Source organism: Sphingopyxis sp., assembly GCF_965279755.1.
Taxonomy (GTDB): Bacteria; Pseudomonadota; Alphaproteobacteria; order Sphingomonadales; family Sphingomonadaceae; genus Sphingopyxis.
This window is the reverse complement of sequence record NZ_OZ257261.1, coordinates 993,676-1,009,438: the sequence shown is the minus strand read 5'-3', so window position 1 is coordinate 1,009,438 and position 15,763 is coordinate 993,676. Positions and strand designations below refer to the sequence as shown.

12 protein-coding genes are annotated in these 15,763 nt (G+C 66.1%); 5 read left to right on the top strand and 7 right to left on the bottom strand.

Annotation, left to right across the window (positions count from 1 at the left end):
- Positions 1-35: 35 nt before the first annotated feature.
- The 7 genes from ACQY80_RS04880 to ACQY80_RS04850 all read right to left on the bottom strand — a co-directional run bounded on the left by ACQY80_RS04880 (position 36) and on the right by ACQY80_RS04850 (position 9,475).
- The gene (locus ACQY80_RS04880) at positions 36-2,693 is read right to left on the bottom strand and encodes a TonB-dependent receptor (RefSeq protein WP_428684194.1); all 2,658 of its coding nucleotides are present in this window, start codon (positions 2,691-2,693) and stop codon (positions 36-38) included.
- 292 nt (positions 2,694-2,985) lie between these two features.
- Positions 2,986-3,531 (bottom strand): hypothetical protein, encoded by a 546-nt coding sequence (locus ACQY80_RS04875; protein ID WP_428684192.1) that lies wholly within the window; start codon positions 3,529-3,531, stop codon positions 2,986-2,988.
- 38 nt (positions 3,532-3,569) lie between these two features.
- Positions 3,570-4,838: an ATP-dependent Clp protease ATP-binding subunit ClpX gene (gene clpX / locus ACQY80_RS04870; protein WP_428684190.1), complete on the bottom strand. Its 1,269-nt coding sequence runs from the start codon at positions 4,836-4,838 to the stop codon at positions 3,570-3,572.
- Between the two features lie 220 nt (positions 4,839-5,058).
- The gene (clpP, locus tag ACQY80_RS04865; RefSeq protein WP_428684188.1) at positions 5,059-5,706 is read right to left on the bottom strand and encodes an ATP-dependent Clp endopeptidase proteolytic subunit ClpP; all 648 of its coding nucleotides are present in this window, start codon (positions 5,704-5,706) and stop codon (positions 5,059-5,061) included.
- Between the two features lie 154 nt (positions 5,707-5,860).
- The gene (gene fdxA / locus ACQY80_RS04860; protein WP_428684186.1) at positions 5,861-6,199 is read right to left on the bottom strand and encodes a ferredoxin FdxA; all 339 of its coding nucleotides are present in this window, start codon (positions 6,197-6,199) and stop codon (positions 5,861-5,863) included.
- A 173-nt stretch (positions 6,200-6,372) separates the two neighbouring features.
- Entirely contained in the window at positions 6,373-6,672 is a 300-nt protein-coding gene (locus ACQY80_RS04855) for an RNA-binding S4 domain-containing protein (protein WP_428684184.1), read from the bottom strand.
- A gap of 10 nt (positions 6,673-6,682) precedes the next feature.
- Positions 6,683-9,475, bottom strand: coding sequence for a helicase-related protein (locus tag ACQY80_RS04850; protein ID WP_428684182.1), 2,793 nt, complete (start codon positions 9,473-9,475; stop codon positions 6,683-6,685).
- 270 nt (positions 9,476-9,745) lie between these two features.
- Here ACQY80_RS04850 and ACQY80_RS04845 point away from each other — a divergent pair, with 270 nt between their 5' ends.
- The 5 genes from ACQY80_RS04845 (at position 9,746) to ACQY80_RS04825 (ending at position 15,710) form a co-directional block, all read left to right on the top strand.
- Entirely contained in the window at positions 9,746-11,287 is a 1,542-nt protein-coding gene (locus ACQY80_RS04845; RefSeq protein ID WP_428685752.1) for a M23 family metallopeptidase, read from the top strand.
- 64 nt (positions 11,288-11,351) lie between these two features.
- A complete protein-coding gene (gene hemB / locus ACQY80_RS04840; RefSeq protein WP_428684180.1) occupies positions 11,352-12,350 on the top strand; it encodes a porphobilinogen synthase in 999 nt (332 codons plus the stop codon).
- Entirely contained in the window at positions 12,347-12,889 is a 543-nt protein-coding gene (locus tag ACQY80_RS04835) for a GNAT family N-acetyltransferase (RefSeq protein ID WP_428684178.1), read from the top strand. The genes hemB and ACQY80_RS04835 overlap by 4 nt, the downstream gene beginning before the upstream one ends.
- Positions 12,874-15,159, top strand: a complete 2,286-nt coding sequence (locus ACQY80_RS04830) for a spermidine synthase (protein ID WP_428684176.1) — start codon at positions 12,874-12,876, stop codon at positions 15,157-15,159. The genes ACQY80_RS04835 and ACQY80_RS04830 overlap by 16 nt, the downstream gene beginning before the upstream one ends.
- Positions 15,156-15,710, top strand: a complete 555-nt coding sequence (locus tag ACQY80_RS04825) for a gamma carbonic anhydrase family protein (RefSeq protein WP_428684174.1) — start codon at positions 15,156-15,158, stop codon at positions 15,708-15,710. The genes ACQY80_RS04830 and ACQY80_RS04825 overlap by 4 nt, the downstream gene beginning before the upstream one ends.
- Positions 15,711-15,763 lie beyond the last annotated feature (53 nt).

Here is a 15,763-nt window from a genome sequence, read left to right as displayed (position 1 = left end):
CCTCCCGCGCCCGATTTCGTGCCGTTCGTGTGGGCTTAGAAGCCGACGACGATCGAGCCGATGAAGCTCCGCGGTGCGCCGATGTTGACGTTCGGGACCGTGTTGTTCGCCAGCTGGCCGTCGAAACCGCCGACATAGAGCTTGTCGAACAGGTTGCTGATGTTGAACTGGAAGTAGACCTTGTCGCCAAGACCCGCCCAGTCCATGTTCACGCGGGCATCCAGATCGACGAGCGTGTAAGCCGGAGCCTTCGCACCCCAGACGACCGTCGATTGGCCGCCGATGGTCTGATAGATCGGCGTGTTCTGGTCGTTCACGTAACGCGGACCGGTGCGCTTGATCTGCGCGCCCAGTTCGATCGGGCCGAGCTGGCCCTGCACACGGCCACCGACGGTGAAGGTCGGCGAACCCGATTCGCGCTTGCCCTTGGTCAGAGCATAGGCCTGCCCGTTGACCGCGGTGCAGAGGAAGGCGCCATCGGTGACGTTCTGCGCGGTGCAGAGGCCGTTGAGGACGTTGTCCTTGATCTTCGACTTCAGGTACGAACCGAAGAGGTAGATCGAGGCCTCGGGGATCGGACGGTACGAGATGCTCGCGTCGATGCCATATTTGTCGACGCGGCCGAGGTTGCGATACACGTTACGCTCGGTTTCGGGGTCGAACGACGAGGCCAGACGATCGTTGAAGATCGTGTACCACAGGCCAAGCTGACCCTGGATCTTGCTGGTCGTGTAGCGAACGCCGACGTCGAAGTTATCGGTCGTTTCGGGCTTCGGATTAGCCTGATCGCTGTCCGCCGGGAAGTAGAAGGCGTTGTAGAGGTTGTCCGTGCCCGGAACCTGCACACCCTTCGAATAGTTGGCGAAGATCGCGAGATCGTCGGTCGGCTTGAAGGTCAGACCGACGTTCGGCGTGAACTTGTTATACTTGCGAATGCGCTGCTGCGGACCCTGAACCGGCGCGGTGATGTTCGTCACCGGGGTCGTGCTACGGTCGACGCCGATGATGACGGTCGGGTTGGCAGCAAGCCAGGCGGCAAGGCCGGCGTCGTTGGTGCCGAAGCATTCGACGAAGCCCGTCGCGCTCGAGGTGGCGCAATAGTTGTTCAGATCGCGCTTGAACATCTTGTACGAACCACCGACCTGAACGGTCAGCTGGCCGAACTCGCCGCGATATTCACCGCCGAACAGGTTCAGCGTCGCGATCGACTTGCGGTCGCGCTTCTGCAGGATATTCCCGTTGACGTCGGCCAAGCCGTTGTTGACGGGGAACGGATCGATCGGCTGGCCGTCGAGATCAAGGAAGCCGACTTCGCCCGTCTGGCGGTGACGCGCGCGATCAAGGCTGTAGAACACGCGGAAGGTGTTCGTGTCGTCGAGCTCGTACCGCAGGCCGGTGATGACGCCATAGCGGTGGGTGCCGGTCTGGCTGGGGGCCAACAGGCGGACCTTATCCAGAATATCGCCGTCGCCGTTGAGGTCGCGGCCGAAATAGGGGACGCCGGCGATATAGCCGGTTTGAAGCGAGACGCCGGCGGTCGGATCGACGTCGCGAAGGCCTTCGCTCCCGACCACGGTGCCGCCGCCGTTGGCCTTCACGTACTGGAAGCTCGGATCGACCGTCAGGACAAGGCCTGGGGCGAGGGTGAAGCGCGAGTTGACGCGGATGTTGCCGGTGTTCGACGGGTTCATGCGTTCGTCAAAAGTCGAGCCGCACGTGTTCCCGGCGGCACCCGATGCGCCATCGTCGGTGGCGACGCCCGGCGAAGCGCCGCGGATCTGGCAGCGCGCGATGCCGTAATCGCGCTCGGCGCGAGTCAGCGGGAAGCGATTGCTCGAAGCCGAGCCGACGACGCGGTTGGCATCGTTGCGCAGCGGCACCGAACCGAAGAAGTTGTTGCGGTTTTCGTTATAGTGGCCCGACACCGCGATGAAGTCGCCGTCGTCGCCGATCGGCTGATACAGCTTGGCGTTGAACTGCTTCTTGTTGATGCGGCCGCGGTGCGCCTTGAAGGTCGGCTGGTCGACGTTGCTGAACACCGTGTCGTTGGTAGCCGAGCTGCCCGAGATGAACATGCGCGTGCCCCACGGCGTCAGAACGCCGGTGTCGATCATGCCAAAGACGCGGAAGAAGTTGAAGTCGCCGGCCGAGCCGACCAGCTTCACACCGAAATCTTCGCTCGGCGTGCGCGTGCGATAGTTGACGGTCGAACCCGAAGCGGCGGCGGTCGGGCTATCGACGTCGGTCGAGCCAAGGTTGACGTTGACCTGCTCGATCAGTTCGGGGTCGAGCTGCTGGTTCGAATAGAGCGCATAGTTACCCGAATCGTTCAGCGGGATACCGTCGAACGTCTGGCTGATGCGGGTGTTGTCGAAGCCGCGGATCGTCATCTTGCCGCCGGCCGAACCGAACGGGTCGTTGTTCTGGAAGCTGACGCCCGGAAGCTGGTTGATGATGTCGTTGACCGTCTGGCCGGGAGCCTGGCGCGAGATGAACTCCTGCGTCAGGACGACCTTCGCCTTCGTCGTGTCGGGTGCGATCACGCCGGCGACGCCGTTGCGGTTGCTGGTGCCGGTGACGACGATTTCGTTTTCGAAGTCCTGCGAGCCCGTCGACTGGGCGAAGGCAGGCGTGGAAAGCAGCGCAACCGGAATCAGCGCAGCGCTGGCGGCAAGCGTGTGACGGAATTTCATGTCAGGATGTCCCCTTGGTGATGCAATCGGCTGGCGCGCATCAAAAGGGCGCGCCTGACCTGCGAGCGCCCCTGAAGCCCGCGTGTGGCACGATTGTGACAGCAATTGTGACAGTGCAACCCGCGCCATGTGCCCGGACAGGACAAAGGTCAAAAAATCGCGAATTTCCGTCGATCGCGCCAAATTATCCACAGGGGAGGGCGCATTTTTTTCTGCAACTGTTGCTGCGATGCAACAAAAAAGCCGGCGCGGCGTTGTGGCGTGCCCCGCTTTCGGCCCGAGTCTCCGCGACTCAGCGCCAGCGGGTAGGGAAGGCGGCGAGCGCGGCGGCCGCGCGTTCGCGCACGTCGGGCGCGGCATCGGCGGGCATGCTGAAGCGCACCTTCACGGCCCATTCGCCGTGATGCGCCAGCTGGTAGTGGGTCAGATAAGGCTTGCCGCCTATGGTCGCGTCATACCATCCGCTCGCGACGCCATATTCGGGCGCGCCGAAGTCCTTTGGCGGATCGATGCGCTTGCCTTGATAATGCTCGCGGATGATGTCGTCGGTCGCCGCGGCTTCTTCGTCCAGCTGCACGTCCTTTGGATAGACATACAGGTCGATCCAGCCGTCGCCGTTAGCGCCGCCGTTCAGCGTATACTGCACCGACATGTCGCCGGGGCCATAGACGATCAGCTTGCGCGCCGGCATTGCGGCGAGACTGACGGGAAAGAGATAGCCCGAGGCGCGGTGGCGAGGCGCGTCGCCCTCGCGCTGCACGTCAGCCGAATCGACGACCTCGCCGATCGGGGTCGAAACGGGTTGCTGCTGGGCAAGAAGCGGCGGGGCGCTCGCCAAGGCCAAAGCGGCCAGGGCGAAGCATAGTCCCCGCGGCATCATGCGGCGTCGCCGGCTTCCTTCGCCTTGTCGGCATAGACGCGCACCGGATCCTTGCGGCCTTCGACGACATCCTTGTCGACGACGATTTCGACCACATCGGTGAGGTCGGGCAGGTCGAACATCGTGTCGAGCAGGATCGCCTCGACGATCGAGCGCAGCCCGCGCGCGCCGGTCTTGCGTTCGATTGCCTTCTTGGCAACCGCGACCAGCGCATCGTCGGTAAAGGTCAGCGCGACCTCTTCCAGATCGAACAGCTTGCGATACTGCTTCACCAGCGCATTCTTCGGCTCGCCGAGAATCTTCACCAGCGCGTCGATGTCGAGATCCTCGAGCGTCGCGATCACCGGCAGGCGGCCGACGAATTCGGGGATCAGACCGAATTTCAGCAGATCCTCGGGCTCGATATTCTTCAGCATCTCGCCCGTGCGGCGCTCGTCGGGGCCGGCGACATGCGCGCCGAAGCCGATCGACTTGCCCTGCAGGCGGTTGCCGATGATCTTTTCGAGGCCGGCGAAGGCGCCGCCCGCGATGAAGAGGATGTTCGTCGTGTCGACCTGCAGGAATTCCTGCTGCGGATGCTTGCGGCCGCCCTGCGGCGGGACGCTCGCGGTCGTGCCTTCCATCAGCTTGAGCAGCGCCTGCTGCACGCCTTCGCCCGACACGTCGCGGGTGATCGACGGGTTCTCCGCCTTGCGGCTGATCTTGTCGATTTCGTCAATGTAGACGATGCCGCGCTGCGCCTTTTCGACATTATAGTCCGACGCCTGCAGCAGCTTCAGGATGATGTTCTCGACATCCTCGCCGACGTAGCCGGCTTCGGTGAGCGTCGTCGCATCGGCCATGGTGAAGGGCACGTCGAGGAAGCGCGCGAGCGTCTGCGCGAGCAGCGTCTTGCCGCTGCCGGTCGGGCCGACGAGCAGGATGTTCGATTTCGCCAGCTCGACCTCGTCACCGCGGCCCGAGTTCGCAAGGCGCTTGTAGTGATTGTGGACGGCAACCGACAGGACGCGCTTCGCCTTGTTCTGGCCGATCACATAGGCGTCGAGATGCTGGCAGATTTCCAGCGGGGTCGGAACCGCGCCGTCCTTGCGCGCGGCGACGCCGCCCTTGATCTCTTCGCGAATGATGTCGTTACAAAGCTCGACGCACTCGTCGCAGATGAACACGGTCGGTCCGGCAATCAGCTTGCGGACTTCGTGCTGCGACTTGCCGCAGAAGGAGCAGTAAAGAGTGCTCTTGCTGTCCGAGCCGCTCAATTTGGTCATATTATGTCCTCTGGCAGGCGCAAAAGGCGCTCTGCCTCCTTCATCCTAATCCGCGGCCACCCAATTACAATATGGCAATTGGGTGACATGGCTTCAATGTCCTGCCTAGCGCCAAGGCGCCAAACGCGCGTCAACAAACGCGGTTACCGGCGGCAAACCGGTCCGGCGGGCCCCCCGGGAAGGCCAAGGCGATCCCTTGGCGCCAGCCGGCCGTATGGGGTTATTCGGGCGCGCCGCCGCTGCCCAGTTCCGGGGCCGCTGCGTCACCGTCGGGGCGACGGTCATAGACATGGTCGACAAGGCCGAAGGCCTTGGCTTCGTCCGCCTCGAGGAAGGTGTCGCGGTCCATCGCCTTCTCGATCTCTTTCAGCGATTTGCCGGTATATTTGACGTACAGGTCGTTCATCCGCTTGCGGATGCGCAGGATTTCCTTGGCCTGAATCTCGATATCCGACGCCATGCCGCGCGCGCCGCCCGAGGGCTGGTGGACCATGACGCGGGCGTTGGTCAGCGCGACGCGCATGCCGGGTTCGCCCGCGGCGAGCAGGAAGCTGCCCATCGACGCGGCCTGGCCGATGCACACGGTGCCAACGCGCGGGCGGATGTATTGCATCGTGTCGTGGATCGCCATGCCCGCCGTGACGACGCCGCCGGGCGAGTTGATGTACATATAGATGTCCTTCTTCGGATTCTCCGATTCGAGGAACAGCAGCTGGGCGACGATCAGCGACGCCATCTGATCTTCAACCTCTCCAGTCACGAAGATGATGCGCTCGCGCAGCAGGCGCGAGAAAATGTCGAACGCGCGCTCGCCGCGGCTCGACTGTTCAACGACGGTGGGAACAAGGGCGGCGAGCGGGTCGATCATTGGGAATTCGTCCTTCATTTTCGGGATGCCGCACCGGAGAATCCGGCGGGCTGGCCCCTCCGCCATCCTACATCGGCGCCAAGCGGAGCGGTTTCAAGGGGGCAAAAAGAAGGGGCGGGAAAGTCCCGCCCCGTTCCGATTGTCCGATTCCGGATCAGTCGCCTTCGCCGGGTTCCGGCGAGAAGAGATTCTCGAACTTGTCCGCGACGCCCTTATATTCGTCGGCGTCGGGGGGCGTGTCCTTCTTGACCGTGATGTTGGGCCATTCGGCACTGAACTTGTTGTTGAGCTCGAGCCACTTTTCGAGGCCGCTTTCGGTGTCGGGCAGGATCGCCTCGGCCGGGCATTCGGGTTCGCACACGCCGCAGTCGATGCACTCGTTCGGATTGATGACGAGCATATTCTCGCCCTCATAGAAACAGTCGACGGGGCAGACCTCGACGCAGTCCATATATTTGCACCGGATGCAGGCGTCGGTGACGACATAGGTCATGGGTATTCGCTCCCTTGGCCGGCGGCACCCTTGCCGTCCGGACGATGGTTGGACCCGCCTCTAAAACGCCCGAATATGGTGCGTCAACGCAAAGCGACAGTTGCGAATCACTCTCATTCGATAGGCCGGTTGCGGCGATTTCGGGCGACAGCTTTTCCTCGCGGGCCGAAAGCTCAGCTCGATGCGGCGGGGGCCTCGGCGCCGAGCCGGACATAGCAGGCCTGCGCCTCGGGCGCGGGACCGCGGCGCTGGGGAAGCGCGAGCAGGCGGATCACCTCGATCCGCTCGCCCACCGGCAGCACCAGCGTCGCGCCGGCATGGACCGCCGCCGAAGCGCGAACGACGCGCCGTCCGTCGAGCCGGATATGCCCCGCCGCGACCATCGCCTGCGCGATGCTGCGCGAGCGCGCGAAGCGCAGATACCAGAGCAGCTTGTCGAGCCTGAGGCTTCCTGCGGCGCCGGGACTGGACATCAGCGCGGCATCAGTCCTTGCGTGCATCCGCGAGCATCGCCGCGAGACCGGCGAAGGGGCTGTTCGGCGATGGGCCGCGACGCGGCATGCGGTCGGGGCGCGGCGGGCGAATGGCCGGTTCGACGGGTTGGCCCGTCCTGGGCTGCGGCTTGCCCGCGGGTTTGCCGCGCCGTCCCTTGGCTTGCTTTCCGGATGGGCGAGCGCGATCGCCGTGGGCGGCCGGCTGCGCGGTGCTGGCGTCCTTCTTGTCCTTCCTGCCGTGCTTGTTGTGCTTGCGCTTGTCGGCTGATTTGAGGCCCGCCCAGCGCCAGCGCTGGAGCGCAGGTTCGCCGACGGCGCGAAAGCCGAAGCTTTGCAGCAGCGCGCGGCGCGTCTCGTCGTCGAGGCCGAGCGACGTTGCGAGCGCCGGGTCGATGATGAAGCCCGGCAGCGGGGCGTGCGCTTCGCCATGATCGGCGTCATGACCATCGTGATGCTCGTCGCCGCCCGCGACCGGCGATGTCGGCGGCGCCGCGGACTGGATGCGCGCCGCATGCGCCTGACGCGCGAGCTTTTCGGCCATGTCGATCCGCAGCCATCCCGAACCGCAGCGGCGGAAGCCCGCCACACGCAGGCCGGCATGGTTCCCCGTCTTCTGCAGCACCGCGCCCTGCGGCGGCAGCACGGGCACGGGTGCGCCCTGCTGCGCGGCGAGCAGGGCGGTGCGCCAGCGTACTGCCTCGGGCTTCAGAAGCTGGTGATGAAAGATGTCGAGCGAGCCGATCGTTAGCCCGAGCTTGCGGAGCTGCGGCCGCTCTTCGGTGCTCATCGCTTCAAGCTGGGGCTCGACCACGGTACGCGGGGCCGTGCCGCCGCCATCGACGAGCGCGGCAAGCAGCGCGCGCACGCGCGGCGGGGTGAAAAGATCGCCCGCCGCTTCGCCCATCGTCGCCAGCGGCGCGGCGTGGCGCGCGAGCTGCTGCGCGACGAAAAGCTGGAGCCGCTCGGCGATCGCCTGAACCTGCTGTACGTCGAGACGGCGGAGCGAAGGATCGATCTGGATCGCCGGCTGTACCAGCGTCGGCCCGCGCGTCAGCGTCGCGACGACATGGCCGTGCCAGGCGAGACGCGGCGGCGCGCCGGCCTCGCTGACGAGCGACAGGGCGTTATCTTCGCCTGCCGCCAGCGTCGCAGCGCGGCGCGCGAGTTCGCTGCGTAGATGTTTTTCGGCAGCGGCAAGGAGAAGCCGGTGATCGCTGGCGCGCGCGCGCGCGTCGACCCGGAACGAAAAGCCCTTGAGCGTTCCGATCGCCTCGCCATCGACCGCGACGGTGCCGTCGGCGGCGACCGCGACCGGCAGCGCGGTGTGGCGCTGGCCGGCGTCGCGCAGCAGGAGCGCAAGGCGGCGATCGACGAAACGCTGCGCGAGCGCGGCGTGCAGCGCATCCGACAGGCGCGATTCCAGATCCTGCGTCCGCTCGGTCCAGCCTGCGCCGCCGGCGATCCAGTCGCCGCGCTGCGCGATGAAACAGAGCGTGCGGACCGCGGCGATGCGGCTCGCGAGCTGGTCGATGTCGCCATCGGTATCGTCGAGGCGTGCCAAGCGCCGTGCGAACCATTCGGGATCGATCATCCCGTCGCCGCTCGTGCGCCATTGCCAGAGCTTGAGCACCGTGCGGCTGTGATGCTCGGCGCCAAGCTGCTCGAAATCGGGAAGCCCGCAGACGTCCCACAGGCGCGCGACGGCTTCGGGCTCGCGGCCGCGCATCCGCACTTCCATATCGCCGATCAGATGCTTCAGCACCGCGATGTCGACCGCCTCCGGGGCGGGGCGCAGGCTTGGCTGCGACGGCGGCTGGGCAAGGTCGGCGAGCAGCGTTTCGAGCGTGTCGAAGCGCGGGATCGGGTTGCGCCAGAAGAGGCTGGAGAGTGGCGGAAAATGATGCCCTTCGATCGCCGCGATTTCTTCGGGCGTGAAGCCGCCCTGCGGAAGGCCGACGGTGCCGAAGCTGCCGTCCTGCTGGTGACGCCCGGCGCGCCCCGCAATCTGTGCCATCTCCGAAATCGTCAGACGGCGGAGGCGTCGGCCGTCGAATTTCTGCAGGCTCGCAAAGGCGACATGCTGGACGTCGAGGTTTAGCCCCATGCCGATCGCGTCGGTGGCGACGAGATAGTCGACCTCGCCCGCCTCGAACATCGCGACCTGAGCGTTGCGTGTCTTGGGGCTGAGTGCGCCCATGACCACGGCCGCGCCGCCGGAGAATCGGCGGAGCATCTCGGCGATCGCGTAGACTTCTTCCGCCGAGAAGGCGACGATCGCCGAGCGCTTGGGCAGGCGCGAGAGTTTGGATGTGCCGGCATAGCTCAGCGTCGAGAATCGCGGGCGCGTGATGATGTCGGCGTCGGGGACCAGTCCCTTGACCAGCCCCTTGATCGAGGCAGAGCCGAGGATCATCGTCTCCTCCCGGCCGCGCGCGCGGAGCAGGCGATCCGTAAAGACATGGCCACGTTCGGGGTCGGCGCCGAGCTGCGCCTCGTCGATCCCGACGAAGGCGACGTCGCGTGTCACCGGCAGCGCTTCCATCGTGCCCAGCAGATAGCGTGCCTGCGCCGGCATGATTCGCTCTTCGCCCGTTACCAGCGCGACCTCCGCCGGCCCCTTGATCGCGACGACGCGGTCGTAAACTTCGCGCGCGAGCAGGCGCAACGGAAAGCCGATCATCCCGCTGCTATGGGCGGTCAGACGCTCGACCGCCAAATGGGTTTTGCCGGTGTTGGTGGGGCCAAGGACAGCCTTGACCGGGGTGGAAGAGGATGACGTCATTGTCTTTGCTCCACGCTGGCATGACCCGCCGCCTCGCGCAACAGGCGATCGTCGAACCGCCGCAGCAAAGCGCATTTTCCGGTGCCGCTTGCATAATATCCCGGTGCCCGCACGGCCCGCCGCAAGGCTGGCGCGACGCAGGGGCGTTAAATTGACTTTAACGGCCTTTGTTTACAGACCGACGATCGAAAACATCATCGACGGCCGGGCCGGGGAGGCTCGTCGAGCGGGGGTTGCATCTTGTTTCAGCGTCACGAACCCATCGCGGGGATGTCCGGCAATGCCGCTGCCCTCACGATGTCGCAGGCGATAGGCCTGCGACTGGCGGACGACACACCCGACCTCAGGCCGTCGTGGCGCGACCGGCTGGCGCAGATCGACCTCGTCGTCGACCTTGGCGACAATATCGGATCGGCCGAATGGTGGCGTGGCCTTGCCACGCTTACCCTGGCTTGCGGTGCAGCGATTGCAACTTTCCCTGGCGTGCAGCCGCTCACTTCGCCGGAATCCACGCTCGACGCCGCCGATTTCAACGAAGCGCGCGCGCAGATGATCGTACCGCTGGCGTTCGGCGGCGACACCGGCCGCCACATGGCCGCGACCGACGCGGTGCGCCCGCTGACGCAGACACCCGAACGTCCGCAGATCGAACTCACCGCGACGCTGGGGCAGGGCGACAGTTTCGCCCGCGTACTCGAACGCTCGGGTGTCGGTAGCGGCGATGCACAGGCGCTGGCGAGCCAGGTGTCGAGCGCGGTTCCGCTCGCCGACATCGCGCCGGGCACGCGCATCGACCTGATCCTCGGTCGCCGCGCCGCGCGCACGATGCCGCGACCCGTCGATGCCCTCGCGATGCGCGCGCGTTTCGACCTCCGGATCGAGATGGAGCGCATCGACGGCCGTCTCGTGATGCGCCGCATTCCGATTGCGGTCGATGCGACCCCGCTGCGTATCCGCGGCCGCGTCGGCGACAGCCTTTATCGTTCGGCGCGCGCCGCCGGCGCCTCGCCCGAATCGATCCAGGCCTATCTCCGCGTCATCGGCCGCCAGATCTCGGTCGGCAGCGACATCCGCGCGAGCGACGAGTTCGACATCATCGTCGATCATCGCCGTGCCGAAACCGGCGAGAGCGAGACGGGCAAGCTGCTCTACGCCGGCCTCGTCCGCGCCGGAAAGCCGCGCCTGTCGATGATCGAATGGACCGTCGACGGACAGACCCAATGGTTCGAGGCTTCGGGCGTCGGCCAGCAGCGCGGCGGTATGGTCCGCCCCACGAACGGCCGCGTCACCTCGACCTTCGGCATGCGCCGTCACCCGATCCTCGGCTATACGCGCATGCACAGCGGGGTCGATTTCGGCGGCGGCTATGGTGCACCGATCTATGCCGTCAGCGACGGCCTCGTCACCATTGCCGGCCGCACGGGCGGTTTCGGCAATTATGTGAAGCTCAGCCACGGCGCGGGCCTCGGCACCGGCTATGGCCATATGAGCCGGATCGCGGTGCGTCCCGGCCAGCATGTCTCGCGCGGACAGGTGATCGGCTACATCGGGTCGAGCGGTCTGTCGACCGGCCCGCACCTCCACTATGAAGTCTATCGCAACGGCGTTCCGGTGAACCCGATGTCGGTGGCTTTCGTGACCCGCGCGCAGCTTGAAGGAAAGGCGCTCGCCGACTTCCGCGCGCGCATCCGTCAGCTGACGACAATCACGCCGGGCGGCGCACTGGCGCCGGTCGTGGCGAAGCCCGCCGAGGCGCCGAAGCTCGGCTCGCTCGCCGATGTCGCGTCGAAGCGCGCAGGCGGCGGCATCTAGCTCCGGCGGCCCGAACGGGCCAATATCCATTTGCCCTGCCGCGCTGCGCCGCTATGCACGCCGCATGACCTATGCCCCCTTTCCCGACCTTCGCCTGCGCCGCACCCGCCGCACCGGCTGGAGCCGCGCGATGGTGCGCGAACATCATCTGACGCCGTCGAACCTGATCTGGCCGCTGTTCGTCTGTGGGGGTTCGGGGACCGAGGAACCGATCGCCAGCCTGCCCGGCGTGTCGCGCTGGTCGGTCGACCGGCTTGTCGAGCGCGCGAGGGACGCGGCGGCGGCGGGTATCCCCTGCCTTGCGCTCTTTCCATATACCCAGGCCGACCGCCGCAGCGAGGACGGCTCCGAGGCGCTCAACCCCGATAATCTGATGTGCCGCGCGACCGCCGCGATCAAGGATGCGCTCGGTGACGACATCGGTGTGCTGACCGACGTCGCGCTCGATCCCTATACCAGCCACGGGCAGGACGGTCTGATCGACGGGAGCGGCTATGTTCTCAACGACGAGACGGTCGACGTCCTCGTCGGGCAGGCGCTCAATCAGGCGCGCGCCGGCGCCGACATCATCGCGCCCAGCGATATGATGGACGGCCGCGTCGGCGCGATCCGCGAGGCGCTGGAGACCGAAGGTTTCGGCCATGTCCAGATCATGAGCTATGCCGCCAAATATGCCTCGGCCTTCTATGGGCCGTTCCGCGATGCAGTGGGATCGCGCGGCCTGTTGAAAGGCGACAAGAAGACCTATCAGATGGACCCTGCCAACATCGAAGAGGCGCTGCGCGAGGTCGAGGCCGACCTCGCCGAGGGCGCCGACAGCGTGATGGTGAAGCCCGGCCTCCCTTATCTGGACGTCGTCCGCGCGGTGAAAGATCATTTCGCGGTGCCCGTCTACGCCTATCAGGTGTCGGGCGAATATGCGATGATCGAAGCGGCCGTTGCGGCGGGTGCCGGCGATCGCGACGCGCTCGTCCTCGAGACGCTGCTGGCGTTCCGGCGCGCCGGGGCATCGGGCGTACTCAGCTATCACGCTCTGCACGCCGCGCGGCTTCTGAACGGATGATCGAGACCGGGCGGCTGGTGATGCGGTCGTGGCGCGACGCGGATGTCGTGCCATTCCAGGCGATCTGCAGCGACCCCGACGTCATGGCGACGCTGGGGCCGCCGCTCGATATCGAGGCGACACGGGCGCTGATCGGGCGCGTCCGGTCGCAGGAAGCCGAGCACGGCCATACCTTTTGGGCGCTCGAACGGCGCGAGGATGCGCGGCTGGTCGGTTGGTGCGGGATCATTCGCGGCAATGCCGGGCCCGTCGATGGCAAGGCCGAAATCGGCTGGCGGCTTGCGCGCGATTGCTGGGGCACCGGCTATGCGACCGAGGCGGCGCGCGGCGCGATCGACTGGGCCTTTGCCAATCTGGCCGATGATGATGTCTGGGCAATCACCTGGCAGGGCAATGTGCGCAGCCAGGCGGTGATGGAACGGCTTGGCATGCGCCGTCATCCCGATCTCGATTTCGATCATCCGAAGCTTGCCGAGGGCGACGCGCTTCGTCCGCATGTTACCTATTCAATCGCGCGCAGCGCATGGGGGACGGTTTGACCGATCGCATTTCCGCAGGGCCGCGCCGCTGGCTGTTCGTGCTGACGATCCTCGTCGGCAGTTTCCTGCTGTTTCAGGTTCAGCCGATGGTCGCGCGCATGGTGTTGCCGCGGCTCGGCGGGGCGCCCGCGGTGTGGAACAGCGCAATGCTCGTCTATCAGGCACTGCTGCTCGGCGGCTATGCCTATGCACACTGGCTGGGGCGTTTCGAGGTTCGGCGGCAGGCGACGATCCATGTCGCGCTGCTGCTCGTCGCCGCGCTGTGGCTGCCGATCGGTATCGCGACCATCGCGCCGCCCGCCCCGGGACAGGAAGCGCTGTGGGTGCCGCTGTTGCTGCTCGCCTCGATTGGTCCCGTCTTCTTCGCGGTGTCGGCGCAGGCGCCGCTGATCCAGCGCTGGTTCGCCGCCGACACGCGCGCCGGCGATCCCTATTATCTTTATGCCGCGTCCAACCTCGGCAGCTTTGCCGGGCTGATCAGCTATCCCGCGCTCGTCGAGCCGACGCTGCCACTTGCAACGCAAAGTTGGGGATGGACGGCGGGCTATGGCCTGCTCGTGTTGCTTGTCGTAGCGACCGCAGCGGCGCGCTGGCACAGCCATGTGGCGCCCGATGTGGCCGCGTCGACCGCCGTCGAGCCGCCGCCGTCGCTGCGCCGCAAGCTGCACTGGCTCCTGATCGCAGCGGTGCCGTCGGGGCTGATGCTGTCGACGACCACGCACCTCACCACCGACATCGTCGCGATGCCGCTGCTGTGGGTGTTGCCGCTCGGCCTGTATCTGCTCAGCTTCTCGGTGGCCTTCTCGACGGCCGATCGGGTGACCCAGGTCTTCACGACCATAGCACCAGCGGTGCTGCTGTCGGTCGGCGGGATTTCGCTGCTCAGCACCGGCGGCGGGACAATGCTCGTCGCGCTCGCGGCGCTCGCGATGCTGTTCATCGTTGCCACGGCGCTGCATGGCTATCTCTATCATCTGCGCCCGGCGCCCGAACATTTGACGCTCTTCTACCTGATCATGTCGGCGGGCGGGGTGCTCGGCGGGCTGTTCGCGGCGCTCATCGCGCCGCTGATTTTCGACTGGGCCTATGAGCATCCGCTGCTCGTCCTCGCGGCCGCGCTGTTGCTGCCGCTGCCCGCGCTCTTTCCGTGGGACAAGTGGCTGAAACTGTCCCCGCTCACGACCCGCGTTATCGTCGCGCTGATGGTCGGGGTCGCGGCGTTTGCGAGCTGGAGAATGGCGAGCGAATGGACAGGGCAGGTCGAGGGGCCGGTCGCGGTCTGGGGTGCCGTGCTCCTCGCCATCGGTATACTCGTGATCGGCTGGCGCTGGGCCTATTTGCCGGTGCTGGCGCTGCTGATGCTTGGCGTCGGGGGCTGGGACACGATGCAGGAAAGCTTCGCCGGCATGCGCGTGCGCAGCTATTTCGGCGTCTATACGGTCACCGACGATCCCTATCGCCATCAGCGCCGGCTGGCGCATGGCACGACGCTGCACGGGCTGCAGCGCACCGACCCCGGGCACGAACTCGAGCCGACGACCTATTATGGCCATCAGTCGGGGGTCGGACTGGCGCTCGACAAGGCCGAGATGCTGGCAGGACCGGACGCGTCGGTCGGGGTCGTCGGGCTCGGTGCCGGTACCTTGTCCTGTTATCGCCGGCCGGGGCAGCGATGGACGATCTTCGAGATCGACCCGGCGATGGTCGAGATTGCGCGCGATCCGTCGAAATTCACCTTCATCACGCGCTGCGCGCCCGACACGCCGATCGTCATCGGCGACGCGCGGTTGCAGATTGCGAAGCTGCCGCCCGCGCAGTTCGACATTCTCGTCATCGATGCCTTTTCGTCGGATGCGATCCCGCTTCACCTGCTGACCGCCGAAGCGATCGGCATTTACGCGCGTGCGCTGAAACCGGGCGGTATCCTGCTCATCCATATTTCCAACCGCTTCTTCGCGCTCGAGCCGGTATTGTCGGCCGAGGCAAAGGCGCGCGGCTGGTCGGCTGCGATCCGGCTCGACTCGCCGCCTGAAGAAGACCCCGGTCGTCCCGACTTCAGCAATCTGACGGGATCGAACTGGGTTGCGCTGACCGCGACGCCCGAACGGCTTGCCCAATTGACGGGGCCGCTCAAGTCGCGCACCGAGGCGTCCGAACCCGGCGTGTGGGTGCCGCTGAGCAGCCGGCCGGGTTTCGAGCGCTGGACCGACGACTATGCCTCGACCCTGCCGGTCCTGCTGTGGGGCCATCTGATCGGAAATCGCGAATGACCTATAAAGACGTCAGCATCATCGCCGTGAACGGCAAGACCCCGCAGATCGACCCCAGCGCCTTCATCGCGCCGGGGTGCCGGATCATCGGCGATGTCGTGATCGGGCCCGACGTCAGCATCTGGTACAATTGCGTGCTGCGCGCCGACGTCAGCCGCATCGTCGTCGGTGCGCGCTCGAACATCCAGGACGGCAGCGTCGTCCATTGCGATGGCCCGATGCCGCACCGCCCCGACGGCTTTCCGACGATCATCGGCGAAGATGTGCTGATCGGCCATCTGGCGATGGTGCATGGCTGCATCCTCGCCGACCGGGCCTTCGTCGGGCTGAAGGCGACGGTGATGAACGGGTGCCGGATCGGCAGCGACGCGATGCTCGCGGCCGGCGCACTGCTCACCGAGAACAAGGAAATTCCGGGCCGCGAGCTATGGGCCGGATCGCCCGCGCGGCGCGTCCGCGAGATCGACGATGCGCAGGCGGCGGGCATGCAGATGGGCGTTGCGCATTATGTGATGAACGGACGCATGCACAAGGCCGCGATCGAAAGCTGAAACGAAAAGGGCGCCCCGGTTTTCCCGGAGCGCCCCCTTGACGTCGTTGCGGC

Bases quoted from the DNA above. Each gene is read 5' to 3' on its own strand.
- ACQY80_RS04845 (WP_428685752.1), top strand. From the start codon at position 9,746: ATGTCCGGCAATGCCGCTGCCCTCACGATGTCGCAGGCGATAGGCCTG.
- hemB (WP_428684180.1), top strand. From the start codon at position 11,352: ATGACCTATGCCCCCTTTCCCGACCTTCGCCTGCGCCGCACCCGCCGC.
- ACQY80_RS04880 (WP_428684194.1), bottom strand. From the start codon at position 2,693: ATGAAATTCCGTCACACGCTTGCCGCCAGCGCTGCGCTGATTCCGGTT.
- ACQY80_RS04830 (WP_428684176.1), top strand. From the start codon at position 12,874: ATGGGGGACGGTTTGACCGATCGCATTTCCGCAGGGCCGCGCCGCTGG.
- clpP (WP_428684188.1), bottom strand. From the start codon at position 5,706: ATGATCGACCCGCTCGCCGCCCTTGTTCCCACCGTCGTTGAACAGTCG.
- ACQY80_RS04825 (WP_428684174.1), top strand. From the start codon at position 15,156: ATGACCTATAAAGACGTCAGCATCATCGCCGTGAACGGCAAGACCCCG.
- ACQY80_RS04850 (WP_428684182.1), bottom strand. From the start codon at position 9,475: ATGACGTCATCCTCTTCCACCCCGGTCAAGGCTGTCCTTGGCCCCACC.
- ACQY80_RS04855 (WP_428684184.1), bottom strand. From the start codon at position 6,672: ATGTCCAGTCCCGGCGCCGCAGGAAGCCTCAGGCTCGACAAGCTGCTC.
- ACQY80_RS04835 (WP_428684178.1), top strand. From the start codon at position 12,347: ATGATCGAGACCGGGCGGCTGGTGATGCGGTCGTGGCGCGACGCGGAT.
- fdxA (WP_428684186.1), bottom strand. From the start codon at position 6,199: ATGACCTATGTCGTCACCGACGCCTGCATCCGGTGCAAATATATGGAC.
- clpX (WP_428684190.1), bottom strand. From the start codon at position 4,838: ATGACCAAATTGAGCGGCTCGGACAGCAAGAGCACTCTTTACTGCTCC.